The organism is Peribacillus simplex, from assembly GCF_030123325.1.
GTDB lineage: Bacteria > Bacillota > Bacilli > Bacillales > DSM-1321 > Peribacillus > Peribacillus simplex_D.
The window spans coordinates 5175657-5189331 of the sequence record NZ_CP126106.1; the positions used below are offsets into that span (position 1 = coordinate 5175657).

The window sequence follows — 13675 nt, forward strand, 5'->3', positions numbered from 1 at the left end:
CTTGAATTTGTCAATGCTTTTCTAAAAAAGAACATTTCCACACAGAATAGCATTCATTTGAAAAATCATGTTGATACAACGTCCTAGAAGGGTTTACAATGCAAAATACGAATAGAAATGTTGTAAATTGCCATTAATAATAAAGTAATGAGCATCCGAAATGGAACGACATCCTTACTTTCCCTTTAGACATATATTGCTTACTTACTTCCTATTAAAATAAAATTTTCTTCATGGAAGTATATGCGATAATCCTGAATCGGTTCCTGCCGGATTAAAATGATTAACGCAACCAGCTGAAAATAATCACAAATTAAAAGAAATAGTATAGACTAATTAAATGAATGTGTTATACTAATTGTAATCTAAAAACTTAAACAAAGGAAGGTACCTCATATATGAATTCTGTAGACGTTTCTAATGAGTTACACCAATTATTAACAGGAAACAATGTGCAAACTCAACTTTCAGTTCCTCAATTGGTCGAAAAGGTATTAAGCAGAAAAGAAGGCGTTCTAACATCAACCGGTGCGGTAAAAGCTGAAACTGGCAAATATACAGGTCGTTCACCTAAAGATAAATATATCGTGGAAGAAGCATCAGTTAAAGATAAAATCGATTGGGGTCCAGTGAACCAGCCAATTTCCGAAGATGTGTTCAATAAACTATATAATAAAGTAGTTGACTACCTAAAAGCAAAAGAAGAGATTTTTGTTTTTAAAGGTTTCGCTGGTGCAGACGAAACATCACGACTTCCTATCCGTGTTGTTAATGAATATGCTTGGCATAACCTTTTCGCCCATACTTTGTTCATCCGTCCAAACGAAGAGGAACTGAGAGGTCACGAAGCTGAATTCACAATCCTTTCTGCACCTAACTTCAAAGCAGATCCGGAAGTGGACGGTACCACATCCGAAACTTTCATCATCGTTTCATTTGAACGCCGTACCATCCTGATCGGCGGAACGGAATATGCAGGAGAAATGAAAAAATCGATTTTCTCGATCATGAACTACTTACTTCCAGAGGCTGGAATCCTTCCAATGCATTGCTCTGCTAACGTAGGACGTGAAGGGGACGTCGCTTTATTCTTCGGACTGTCCGGTACAGGCAAAACGACTTTATCTGCAGACACTAGCCGTAAACTGATTGGCGATGACGAGCATGGTTGGTCTTCTAACGGTGTATTCAACATCGAAGGCGGCTGCTATGCGAAAACGATCAACCTTTCACGTGAAAAAGAACCACAAATTTTCGATGCGATCCGTTTCGGTGCCGTACTGGAAAATGTTGTTGTTGATCCGGATACACGTGAAGCGGACTATGATGACAGTTCATTGACTGAAAACACTCGTGCTGCTTACCAAATGCAAGCGATCGATAACATCGTGAACCCAAGTATTGCAGGACACCCGAATACAATCATTTTCTTGACAGCTGATGCTTCAGGCGTTCTGCCTCCAATCAGCAAGCTTTCCAAAGAACAGGCAATGTTCCACTTCCTAAGCGGATACACTAGTAAATTGGCTGGTACTGAAAGAGGCGTAACTTCACCGGAAGCTACATTCTCGACTTGCTTCGGTTCACCATTCTTACCGCTTCCAGCTACACGCTATGCCGAGATGCTTGGTGATAAAATTGACGAGCACAATGCAAAGGTATACCTTGTCAACACTGGATGGACTGGCGGAGCATACGGAACTGGAAGCCGTATGAAACTTGCTTACACCCGTGCAATGGTACAAGCGGCACTTGAAGGTGAATTAGCGAACATCGAAACGATCAAAGATGATATCTTCGGTTTGGATATCCCGCTTCATGTTCCTGGTGTTCCTGATGAAGTGCTTCAACCAATCAAGACTTGGGCAGATCCTGCAGCTTATAAAGCAGCAGCAACAGACCTTGCCGCTCAATTCCGTGCAAACTTCAAGAAATTCAAAAGCGTTCCAAGTGAAATTGAAGAACTTGGCGGACCGACAGCTTAATAAATTGTACACAAAAGGACCAAGCTCTTGCTTGGTCCTTTCAGTTTGTCGACAAGAAAAGACTCTTCCCGACCCATGATTTTAAAACGAGACTACGTTATCCTTCATGGTTTACTTTATTAAGCCAGGTATGACGAAAAACTGCGTATGCAGTCGATTACTGCCGTATATGGCACAAAGACGGCGTATACAGTCTATTACTGTCGTATATGGCGAAAAACGGCGCCTGCAGGCGATTACTGCAATATATGGCGAAAGACGGCGCCTGCAGGCGAATAACTGGCTTGCCTCCCCCGTCAGATGCCCGCGGAGAGAGGCTTCCCAGGACAGTCTCGGCGGAAAGGAAGCTGAATTCTGAAACCAACTGGAACGTTTCTACAGTCTGAAAGGACCAAGCTCTTACATAGTCCTTTTCTTCATTGGAAAAAGGGCACTGTCATAGTCAGCGCCCCCTTTATCCTTATTCCGTCATCGATGTTTGTCCAAGTTTTTAGATGATCGCTTTATTCCTGGCTTTTTTCATGGACATCGTTTTATATTGATATATATTGCCCAGGTTGGCCACCGGGACATCTGTTTTAGTTGCATCAATGCAATTGCGTGTATCCAAAATCAATTTATTGCTCATGAGATTCGATAGCTTATCATAATCCATCTGTTTAAATTCATCATGGTCAGTCAGGACAAGTATCAAGTCGGCATCATTTACAGCGTCTTCGACTGATACGACTGGCATCTTTCCAGATTGGACATGCGGATCATGCAAGGCTACATCCATGTTTTCCATCCCCATCAAGATATTGACGACATCAATGGCGGGACTTTCACGAATATCATCTACATTTCCCTTGTATGCAAGACCGAAAACGGCTACTTTTGGCTTCCGGATGCCCTCTAGCATCATCCTTACGGAATTAACGATGTAATAAGGCATCGATACGTTGGTATCACGGGCCAATTTAATGATTCTCGCATACTCTGGTGCCTTTGCAACGACGAAATACGGGTCGACCGCTAAACAATGGCCGCCAACTCCTGGCCCTGGTTGATGTATATTGACACGAGGGTGCTTGTTTGCCATCGATATGACATCCAAAACATTGATGTCCAGCTCGAAACAGATTTTCGTCAGCTCATTCGCAAGGGCAATATTGACATCCCTGAAGGTGTTTTCCATCAGTTTGGACATTTCAGCCGTTTTCGCATCCGTCTGAATGATCTCCCCTTGAACGAAGGTTTTATAAACAAGACTTCCTTTATATGAGCATGTTTCCGTGATGCCCCCGACGATACGGTTATTATGAACCAACTCTTCAAGAATCCTTCCAGGTAAAACACGTTCCGGACAATGAACGAGGAAAATGTCTTTTCCGATGGTAAGGCCCGTCCTTTCGATCATCGGTCTAATATGATCATCCATACTTCTCGGCGCTATCGTCGATTCGATAATGATGACATTCCCTTTTTTGATAAAAGGAAGAATGTTGGACGTTGCATCCATGACATGAGTTAAATCACAAGATTGATGTATGTCCTTTTTATTTGGTGTAGGCACCGCGATAATGAAAACATCCGCATGTTCCGGGCTTAACTCAGCTCGGAACTTATTGGAAATAAGCACTTCTTGCAATACCTCTTCCAAACCTGGTTCTTCGATATGGAGCCTGCCGCTATTCAAATTGGAAATAATCTCAGGATGGATATCCACGCCGACAACATCGACACCGTGTTTCGCAAACATTAAAGAAGTTGGAAGTCCTATATAACCAAGTCCGATCGTACAAAGTTTCATATAAACCACTCCTATCTATTTTTCTGCTACACTCAAATTCGTTAGGCTGTTTGATAGATTTCGATAAAGATTTCCTTCTCTTGTTTCCAATTGTATTTTTGTCGCGCCTTCAGGCAGTTATTGCTCATTTCCGCCCTTTTTTCAGGATGTTTCAATAAGTAATTGACGCCTTCGGCAATTGATTTTGGATCATGTGAATCGACACACACACCGATTTTTTCCGTATCGACAACCTTTTGAATTTCAGGAAAGCTGCAGGCAACCACAGGCACACCGCTCATCATGTATTCAAACAATTTATTTGAAGATGCGGAGTAGTGATTAAAGCAGACATTATTCAATATCTGAAAACCTAAATACGCATTTTTTGTATAATGGAGCAGCTCGTCGACCGGAACCTTCGGCAGGAACTTCACACGATGCTCCAGATTCATATCGCTTACCTTTTTCACTAATTCATCCTTGATCCTTCCATCCCCGATAAAGACTACCGTCCCGCCTTCGATCATCGGTACAGCATCAACCAATTGCTCTAATCCTCTTCCCATTTGAACGCCGCCTTGGTATAACAATATCGGTTCATTCTCTGGCAAATCGAGCAGCTCATGCAAATTCACGGCCGTACTTTCCTCAGGATTGGTCGGAATCGGGTAGTTATGGACCACTTTGGGATACAGACCATATAAGTCTTCGTTATACTTAGCTCTTGTATGGTTTTCGGCAATCATTTCATCGACGAACATTAATAGGAATTTCTCCATCATCCCGTAAATTCGGCTATTATATCCCGTTCTGCTCGTTTGCACCTCATGCGAGTCATAAATCAGCTTTTTCCTTCTCAACCATTTACTGCTGATCGCTCCCTGCATGAGCGTATTCAAGTCATTCGAATGATAAAAATCATATTTCCTTTTCCGGCCATGATAAATCATTTGACCGAAAATATAGCTCCTTGTTAATAGGGTCGGCAGCTTCGTTTTAGTGATGATCATGGTGCACATCGCAAGGAGTGCAAGGGAACCGAACAGTATTCCCGATCCCAGCCAGCCGTTGATCAAGTTCAAGTTCCACAACGTATTCCAGACCAGTAAGGCCAATAAGACGATTTCAAACTTCTTTTTCTTCAATTTGCCTACGATCCTGAGAACCTTATGAAGCGCCTCCCAGCGGTTATTCACCCTAGTGACGGAGAAACCATTTTGGTGTTTCTCCTTTTTGGGCAAGCCCTCGATTTTCCAGTTATGAATGGCAATTAAATCGACTTCATAACCAGCTTCAGTAAGTGCTGTGCACTCTCTTAGAACCCTCGCATCGTTTGTAAAGTGATTCCACACGAACATACATACTTTCTTCGCCATGTTGTCCTCCACTTCCGGATTTTTCAGCCTGACGCTTCCATCACATTGATGAGACCTTTAATATTTTTAGACCATTGAAAATGTTGTTTAGCATACCGATGACCGTTTTCCCCCAGTTCTTCACGAAGGGCTGGATCCGAGGCCATGGTCAAGATATGCTGACAGATTTCATCAACATTCCTGCTCTCTGCCACCAACCCGCATTTCGCCTCTTTGAGCATCTTCTTGGCCCTGCCGTCCACATCACCGACGATCGGTTTTCCGACACACATATAATCGATGATTTTACCAGGCAAAACCTTATTGAAGACTTCTTTTTCAACCAAGCTCACATAGGCAATATGGGACGTTGAAACTTCATGAAGGGTCACTCTTCGATTCATCGCATTAATCATCTTAATATTAGTCAGCCCTCTAGAGCTTATCTCCTTCTCCACTTCGGATATCCGATATCCATATCCAATCATCGAGAACTCGATTCGTTTATGTTCCCTTAGCCTTTCAGCCACGGCTATCAGTTTTTTCAAGTCCTGGGCCAGTCCGATATTCCCCGCATAAACGACCTTGATTACTTTCTCCGATACGGGTGTAAGCAAATTCTTTAACGTCAGCTCATCCGCAGTAAGCGAATTAGGGATGAATTGGATGGCCTCTTCCTTGACTCCCTTTGCAACGATATAATCCCTGAAACCAGGACTATTGATGATAATAAAATCCGAATGCCGATATAGCTTCCTTTCCAGGAAGAAAGCGATTTTCAAGACCCACTTATTAGTGAATACCCCAACTCCTATCAACGATTCCGGCCATAAATCCCTTACATCGGTAATGAGTTTCGCCTTCATCTTCTTCTTGGCGATCAACGCCGCAAATGTCGGGAAGATCGGCGGGGTCGTGGCAAACACATAATCATATTTTTTTTCGAGACGGATGATTGTATAAATGAAAAGCCACATCGCTTCAAGATAATGAAGCAACCGCTTCCCCATATTGCTTGTATACCTCTTCACTTTGTCCGGTTTAATCCTGATGACATCTTCTTCAATGCTTTCTTCATCCCAAAACTTTGTATCTTGATATAAACTTTGATTAGGATAACTCGGCTTCAATGTGATGACCGTTACCTCAAACCCGTTTCTTTTCAAATGGAGATATATATTTTTCATTCTATTTCCCGCACTTCCGATTTCCGGATAAAAGTTTTGCACGATCATCAGGACGCTTTTCATATTCGCCTATCACCTCTATTCTGCTGAGCTATACTTCCTGCTTTATATTGTAAATGCCAGATATTAACTGAAGGTTAAAGAAATATAAAGTCCTCATTAATATTGTAAAAATTCTGTTAATTATTGTTTCATTTTTATATTTCCCATGAACTTCCCGTTATAATGGGGGAGACATTCAGAAGGGGAGGAAATGAGCATGCCTAAACAACGTATTAAGGTCATGACCGTATTTGGTACAAGACCAGAGGCTATCAAAATGGCACCAGTCGTTTTGGAACTGAAAAAGCATCCAGAAGAAATAGAAACCATCGTGGTGGTCACCGCCCAGCATAGGGAAATGCTCGACCAAGTCTTGCAATGTTTTCAAATAAAGCCAGATCACGATTTGGATATGATGAAGGATAGACAAACATTAGAAGAGATTACGACTCGAGGGCTTGAAAAATTGAGTTCGCTCATGAAAGATATAAATCCGGATATCGTCCTCGTACATGGGGATACAACGACAACTTTCATCGCAAGCCTGGCAGCTTTCTATAATAAGATACAGATTGGTCATGTTGAAGCTGGTCTCCGGACTGGTAATAAGTATTCTCCATATCCTGAAGAAATGAATAGGCAGCTGACAGGCGTCTTAGCTGATTTGCACTTTGCGCCAACCAATCAGGCGGCAGAGAATCTAATTTTGGAAAATAAAAAGAGTGATTGTATCCATATTACTGGCAATACGGCAATCGATGCTTTGAAAACAACAGTACGGAAAGACTATGAACATCCGATTCTATCTAGTTTAAATGGGGATCGTATGTTATTGATGACAGCGCACAGACGGGAAAATATCGGAAAACCAATGGAAGAAATATTCCGTTCCGTCAAACGACTGCTTGAAGATCACACAGATATCCAGGTTGTTTTCCCGCTTCATAAAAACCCAGTAGTCCGTGAAATTGCTTACCGGATTTTTGGTGAAACGGAAAGACTTCACTTAATAGAGCCGCTTGAGGTGCTTGATTTTCATAATTTTGCGGCGCATGCCCATCTAATATTGACAGATTCCGGAGGGGTGCAAGAAGAAGCGCCCTCACTTGGTGTTCCTGTCCTTGTGTTACGCGATACAACAGAACGTCCGGAAGGAATTGAGGCTGGCACCCTTTTATTGGCAGGAATTGAGGAAGAACGAATTTATCAATTAGCCTCAGACTTACTTACAAATGAAGAAACCTATAAAAAAATGGCGACAGCTTCCAACCCATATGGAGATGGATTCGCTTCACAGCGGATTGTCGAAATCCTGTTAAAGCATTGCGGAATGAAATCCCCCCTTCCTTTATGAAGAAAAAAAATAATGAGAAAAGCCTGTCACGTTAGCGGCAGGCTTTTCACTCTTCCATTTTCATCCTCCTAATTTGAATTTGAAAATGTTAGATACCTATGTGATAGTTTTCGTAGCAATGACCTTAAATTGCTTGGAGGTGTTTAGATGTTTGGGGAAGATCCCAAGTGTGGTAGATGTGGTAAAGAAATTAAGGGGGACGAAGTCGTTCATTTGAAAATGCGTTATCCAAAGCGTAAAGGGATGACTGAAATAAAGGCATATTTAAAAAATGAAGGGAGTTACATCTGCGAAGTTTGTTTTGATAAGGGGAAAAAACCTCCCTGACGAATTGATAGTCATGACAAGAAACAGTAGGATCAGTATGAAAATTCAAGTTAGCCCATAGCTAAGTATGGTAAGGTCAAGGATCGATTTGGCGTACACTGGGGCTTGAATTTCACAAAATGAATGTAAAAATGGCCGCAAATACGCTTTGTATCCCCGGCCATTTTTAATAGACTCATTCCCGTAAACCTCCATCAAAGCACATGGAAATAATTCAGGACATTTTTCCCAATCAATAAGATCGTGACGCAAATGAATAATAACCGTACATATGAAGCACCTTTCTTAATTGCGAAGTTCGTTCCTACCAATGCTCCTGCGACCATTGCCAGACCCATCGGAATTCCATAGGCAAAATTGACGGTCCCCATGGATAAGAAAATGATAAGTGCGGCAATATTGCTTCCAAAATTCAATATTCTTGCATTCCCGGCTGCCTGGACAAAATCAAACCCGATGATCAAAAATGAAAATAATAAAAAGGAACCTGTGCCCGGTCCAAGAAAACCATCATAAAAACCAATCGCAAATATTATGACAATCAAAAGAATCATTTTCTTCCTTTTCAGCCCTTTATACTTTGCATCTTTACCCCAATCCTTTTTTACCAACGTATAAATCGCGACAATGACCAGCAAAATCAAAATGAGGGGCTTCAGTATCTCTGCGGAAACGAAATGTACAACGTAGGCTCCTAACGCCGCTCCAATCACAGTAATCGGAAACAGCTTGATGACGAATTTGAAATCCACTTTTCCAGCCCGAATGAATGAAATCGTACTCGTTAAAGATCCCATTGTACCCGCCAGCTTGTTAGTGGCAAGTGCCGCTGAAGGCGAAATCCCCGTGAACAATAAAGCCGGAATGGAAATTAATCCGCCCCCGCCCACAACGGAATCGATGAATGCGGCTATAAAACCAGCAAGTACTAAAAATAGCAAAGTATAGAGATTGATATCCTCCATGTATTCCCCTTCTTTCAAAAGCACTATCTAAAATGCCATTACTCATTTTTCAGATAATCGAATAACCTTTCCTCTGAAATGACCGTGAATCCATGCCGCCTAAGCAAAGCCGCGGTCACTCCATTCCCGACCTTCTTCTCCCCATTGAATTCCCCATTATAAATCGTGGCACTTCCACAGGATGGACTATTTTCTTTTAAAACGACTACCGTCGCCCCTACCTCCAGGGCTTTCAATAACGTTAGATTCGCTCCCTTTATGTACAATTCCGTTACATCCCTGCCCGACTTTTCGATGATCTTCGCTTTTCCATCAAGGACATCCCCACCTTCACCGCCAACTATCTCCGCAGGATCCCTCGGTGTCGAAAAACCGCCAAGCAACTCAGGACAAACCGTTATGGCCTTTTTCTCCTTCACCAATTCCATAATTCTATCATCCAGGCTGTGTGTACCATTGTATCTTACCTCAAGACCCGCTAAACAAGAACTCACCAAAATCATCAAATCACCCAACCTCATGCGCTTTACACCATTTTACCATTCTTTTAATGACAGTGATTTCGAAGATTGAATCCGCCAGGGATCTTGCGCTGATAAGATGTCTGTTAAAATATTGGGGTATAAGTCGAATATGGGAGTTTACGGCCGATTTCGCTGGTGCACAGGTCGAATTAAGCACACAATCAAAAAAAGCGCTTGCTGCGAAGACGATTCCCGGCAAGCGCTTGTCTATTTAGTTAGTTGAGTTCAGTGATAGTAGTTGGTACGTAATGATGGTCTTTTCACTGGTCCATTCAATTTTTTGGATAACGGCTGTTCCGCTTGAGTCAGATTGAATCGTCTTGCGGACATCGATTGGAATATCGATAGGGTATAACCTGTAACCATCTTTCGACAGCCGAAAAATGTTTTCTTCTTCACGGGTTTCGTTCCCTTTTGTAACGATCATGGTATTTAGCTCCATAGGCATGCCCATGTGTATCTCCTCCTCTTGCCAATATATACTTCATTCTATCATTATTCGGTTTTACTTTTCATCCAAGATGTTAAATCTTCGACTACTTTTCTGTTCACGGCGGGTGGGAAGTAATGCGTGAATTGAGGGAAATACCAGCTTTCGACCTCTTTGTCGTGCATTTTCAACCTTTTTTCCAACCGGTACGCGTGTTCAATGGCGACATTGTCATCCTTTTCACCATGAATGATCAGAACGGGTACATTCAAATCTTCAATTGCAAACAATGGCGTACGGTATTCATACTGATCGGGGCATTTTTTAGGTGTTCCGCCGATGACCCGCTTCATCATCCGACGCATATCGACACGTTCGACATATGTTAAAAACATATCCGACACACCTCCCCATGTGACGATCGATGCTGCATTCCTGCAGTATATCCCAGTCCAAAGCGCCATGATGCCGCCACGGGAAAATCCGAGGATATGAATGTGATCCTTGTTCACCCGGGGGTGCTGTTCAAGTAGATTGAATCCTGATATCGCATCGAACCTATCTTCGCCTCCAAAATCCTCATCTCCCTCCCCGCCTTGATTTCCACGGTAAAAAGGGGCAAAAACGATGAATCCTTCTACGGCATACTGCACGATCCTTGCGGGCCTCACCTTGCCGACATTTTTTATTCCGCCTCGTAAATATAAGAAAGCGTCATGTATCTCGCCATCAACCGGTTCAGCTAAGAGCCCTTTCACCTTCAGGCCTTGTGATATGTATGTGACTGAATAAAGATGGATTCGTGGATGCGGTGATGGAAACCGCCGTTTTGAAATAATCGTTCCGTTCTCCAATTTCCACTCTCCTTTCTCCTTATTCTTATTGTAAAACATCCGCTTGTTTTTATCCCCTGAGAGGCATTCACATTTTCTTCTTCCGTTCATACGATAATGTAGGCAAAATACCTATATATCAAGGAGGAAGGAATTTTGAAAAAATGGTGTAAAGCAGGTGTCGTATTATTACTTCTGTGCATGCTGGTGATCCCGCTTGGAGCATGCGGCAACAAGGAACGGGAAACAACGAAAGTCAGGGTTGCCGAAGTAACCCGCTCCCTTTTCTATACACCGCAATATGTAGCGATTGAAAAAGGATTTTTTAAAGATGAGGGTCTCAGCATTGATTTGAAAACGACGGCAGGCGGCGACAAAACGATGACCACGCTGCTGTCCGATGGGGCGGATATTGCTCTCGTTGGCTCTGAAACATCGATCTACGTTCAGGCACAAGGCTCGAACGACCCGGTCATCAACTTCGCTCAATTAACGCAGACGGATGGAACGTTTCTTGTTTCACGTGAAAAAATTGACAACTTCAATTGGGATATGCTGAAAAACTCTACATTCCTAGGCCAGCGAAAAGGCGGAATGCCGCAAATGGCCGGCGAGTTCGTATTGAAAAAACATAACATAGACCCGAAAAAAGATTTGAACCTCATCCAGAATATTGATTTTGCCAATGTCGCAACTGCCTTCGCTTCTGGAACCGGTGACTTCGTTCAACTGTTCGAACCAACGGCCAGTGTGTTTGAAAAAGAAGGAAAAGGCTATATCGTCGCTTCTTTCGGTACCGAGTCCGGGCATCTTCCTTATACAGTTTATATGGCTAAGGAAAGCTATTTGAAAGAAGACAAAGAGACAGTCGAAAAATTCACGAGGGCATTGAAGAAAGCACAGGATTGGGTTCAGGAAAATGATGCTGCCGAAATTGCCGAAGTCATTCAGCCGTATTTTGAAGATACCAACATCGAGACGATGGAAACTGTTATCAACCGCTACAAAGACCAAGGATCCTTTGCCACAGACCCCATTCTTGATGAAGAAGAATGGAACAATCTTCAAAACATCATGGATGAAGCAGGTGAGCTACCTTCACGTATAAGCCATGATGAGCTGGTCAATACAGATTTTGCAGAAGAAGTCACAAAATAGCATAACTAAAGGTAAGGAGGATGTCCGATGAGCTTTTTAAAAATCCAAGACATTCACCATACTTATTTTTCAAATCAGACGGCAGCGACCGCACTAGCGGACATTTCCCTCGACATTGAAAAAGGTGAATTCGTCTCTTTTCTAGGTCCGAGCGGCTGCGGAAAAACCACCCTGCTTTCCATCATTGCCGGGCTATTTCCGCCCACTGCAGGAAAGATCCTGCTCGAAAACAAACCGCTGAAAGCCAACAGTGACCTTTCAATCGGCTATATGCTGCAACAGGATTATCTATTTCCATGGAAGACAATAGAAGAAAATGTATTATTAGGATTGAAACTGATTAAAAAAGATGAAGGCCTTGAAAGAATAAAAACGCTGAAACTTTTAAGTGACGTTGGATTGGGAGGCACCGGAAAATCATATCCGCGCGAACTCTCGGGAGGAATGAGGCAAAGGGCCGCACTGGCACGGACACTGGCGGTCGACCCAAAAATCCTTTTGCTTGATGAACCATTTTCGGCTCTTGATTACCAAACGAAGCTGAAGCTGGAAGACCTTGTTTTTGAAACCTTGAAATCCTTCGGAAAGACAGCCGTGCTCGTCACCCATGATATCGGTGAAGCCATTGCAATGAGTGACCGCATCTACCTGTTTTCCGCGAACCCGGGAAGCGTGCACAAAATCTTCATGGTGCCCGATGAACTGCGTCAACTCACGCCTTTCCATGCACGAAACCATCCCCAATATCCGATGCTATTCCAAACGATATGGAAGGAGCTTGAGAGCCTTGAATATTGAACAGCTTCATAACCAATATAAAACCTCATTAAAAAAGGAAAACAGGCTCATCCGCTTTTATCAGATCCTGATTTTCATCGTTTTTTTCAGCAGTTGGGAACTCTTATCCCGGATGGAAGTGATCGATCCGCTCATCTTCAGCTCCCCAACTAAAGTATGGCATCTTTTCATACAGAAACTTGGTGATGGAACACTGCTATCCCATTCCGGAGTGACGCTATTCGAGACCGTTTTCGGCTTTATCATAGGGACACTGCTTGGAACGATCCTGGCATCCCTGCTTTGGTGGTCGCCAAGATTGTCCAAAACACTTGACCCCTATCTCGTCATTTTAAATGCCATGCCGAAAGTGGCACTCGGCCCCATCATCATCGTAGCATTCGGCCCTGGCTTTCCATCCATCATCTCGATGGGGGCGATCATCTCCATCATCATCACCACCATCGTCGTCTACACAGCATTCCGCGAAGTCGACCCGAACTACCTGAAGGTACTCCAAACCTTTGGCGCCACAAGAACACAAGCTTTTCGGGAAGCCATATTACCCGCCTCCTTCCCAACGATCATCTCGACATTGAAAGTGAATGTCGGACTCTCCTGGGTCGGCGTCATCGTAGGGGAATTCCTTGTTTCGGCCAAAGGACTCGGCTACCTCATCATTTATGGCTTTCAAGTCTTCAACTTCACCCTCGTAATGCTTGCCTTGATGATCATTGCCGTCTTTGCCACAATCATGTATCAACTAGTAGAACTGCTCGAGCGAAAATTAATCAAAGACTAACCAAACTGCCGATAACCCTCGGCAGTTTTTCAATCATGCTGAGATAAAACAGAATTTAGTTGAGTTTCGGCGATTTACTCGTGAGTTTCGGCGTTTTACTCGTGGATTCCGGCGGTTTACTCGTGAATTCCGCACATTTACTCGCGAATTGGGCTTTTACTC

13 protein-coding genes are annotated in these 13675 nt (G+C 43.0%); 6 read left to right on the plus strand and 7 right to left on the minus strand.

Features of this window, described 5'->3' with window-relative positions; all coding sequences use genetic code 11:
• Positions 1-398 precede the first annotated feature (398 nt).
• Positions 399-1985 (plus strand): phosphoenolpyruvate carboxykinase (ATP), encoded by a 1587-nt coding sequence (gene pckA, locus QNH43_RS24540; protein ID WP_076370027.1) that lies wholly within the window; start codon positions 399-401, stop codon positions 1983-1985.
• Between the two features lie 490 nt (positions 1986-2475).
• On the opposite strand, the gene QNH43_RS24545 is transcribed toward pckA, so the two are convergent.
• From QNH43_RS24545 to QNH43_RS24555, 3 genes are read right to left on the minus strand one after another with little or no spacing between them, the layout of a single operon-like run.
• On the minus strand, positions 2476-3777 hold the full coding sequence (locus QNH43_RS24545; protein WP_283916071.1) for a nucleotide sugar dehydrogenase: 1302 nt from the start codon (positions 3775-3777) through the stop codon (positions 2476-2478).
• 41 nt (positions 3778-3818) lie between these two features.
• Positions 3819-5135, minus strand: a complete 1317-nt coding sequence (locus QNH43_RS24550) for a glycosyltransferase (protein WP_283916072.1) — start codon at positions 5133-5135, stop codon at positions 3819-3821.
• A 23-nt stretch (positions 5136-5158) separates the two neighbouring features.
• Positions 5159-6364 (minus strand): glycosyltransferase family 4 protein, encoded by a 1206-nt coding sequence (locus tag QNH43_RS24555; RefSeq protein WP_349654788.1) that lies wholly within the window; start codon positions 6362-6364, stop codon positions 5159-5161.
• Between the two features lie 196 nt (positions 6365-6560).
• Between QNH43_RS24555 and wecB the strand changes: the two genes are divergently transcribed.
• Both wecB and QNH43_RS24565 read left to right on the plus strand, forming a co-directional pair.
• Positions 6561-7697: a non-hydrolyzing UDP-N-acetylglucosamine 2-epimerase gene (gene wecB, locus QNH43_RS24560; protein WP_434060142.1), complete on the plus strand. Its 1137-nt coding sequence runs from the start codon at positions 6561-6563 to the stop codon at positions 7695-7697.
• Between the two features lie 147 nt (positions 7698-7844).
• Positions 7845-8024 carry a Fe3+ hydroxamate ABC transporter substrate-binding protein gene (locus QNH43_RS24565; RefSeq protein WP_283916074.1) on the plus strand — a complete coding sequence of 60 codons (180 nt, stop codon included), beginning with the start codon at positions 7845-7847 and terminating at the stop codon, positions 8022-8024.
• Between the two features lie 194 nt (positions 8025-8218).
• Here the strand turns inward: QNH43_RS24565 and QNH43_RS24570 are convergent, their stop codons facing one another.
• From QNH43_RS24570 to QNH43_RS24585, 4 genes are all read right to left on the minus strand, one after another.
• Positions 8219-8989, minus strand: a complete 771-nt coding sequence (locus tag QNH43_RS24570; protein WP_283916075.1) for a sulfite exporter TauE/SafE family protein — start codon at positions 8987-8989, stop codon at positions 8219-8221.
• Positions 8990-9027: 38 nt separating this feature from the next.
• Positions 9028-9492: a 2-thiouracil desulfurase family protein gene (locus tag QNH43_RS24575; RefSeq protein WP_283918447.1), complete on the minus strand. Its 465-nt coding sequence runs from the start codon at positions 9490-9492 to the stop codon at positions 9028-9030.
• 232 nt (positions 9493-9724) lie between these two features.
• Positions 9725-9967, minus strand: a complete 243-nt coding sequence (locus tag QNH43_RS24580; protein ID WP_076370015.1) for a DUF2584 domain-containing protein — start codon at positions 9965-9967, stop codon at positions 9725-9727.
• A 41-nt stretch (positions 9968-10008) separates the two neighbouring features.
• Positions 10009-10797 (minus strand): alpha/beta hydrolase family protein, encoded by a 789-nt coding sequence (locus tag QNH43_RS24585; RefSeq protein WP_241594698.1) that lies wholly within the window; start codon positions 10795-10797, stop codon positions 10009-10011.
• A 180-nt stretch (positions 10798-10977) separates the two neighbouring features.
• Here QNH43_RS24585 and QNH43_RS24590 point away from each other — a divergent pair, with 180 nt between their 5' ends.
• Genes QNH43_RS24590 through QNH43_RS24600 form a run of 3 tightly spaced genes read left to right on the plus strand, consistent with a single transcriptional unit; the run spans position 10978 to position 13513 of the window.
• A complete protein-coding gene (locus QNH43_RS24590; RefSeq protein WP_283918448.1) occupies positions 10978-11934 on the plus strand; it encodes an ABC transporter substrate-binding protein in 957 nt (318 codons plus the stop codon).
• A 27-nt stretch (positions 11935-11961) separates the two neighbouring features.
• A complete protein-coding gene (locus QNH43_RS24595; protein ID WP_283916076.1) occupies positions 11962-12732 on the plus strand; it encodes an ABC transporter ATP-binding protein in 771 nt (256 codons plus the stop codon).
• Positions 12722-13513, plus strand: a complete 792-nt coding sequence (locus QNH43_RS24600) for an ABC transporter permease (RefSeq protein ID WP_260320910.1) — start codon at positions 12722-12724, stop codon at positions 13511-13513. Before QNH43_RS24595 ends, QNH43_RS24600 begins: the two co-directional genes overlap by 11 nt.
• The last annotated feature ends 162 nt before the right edge of the window (positions 13514-13675 follow it).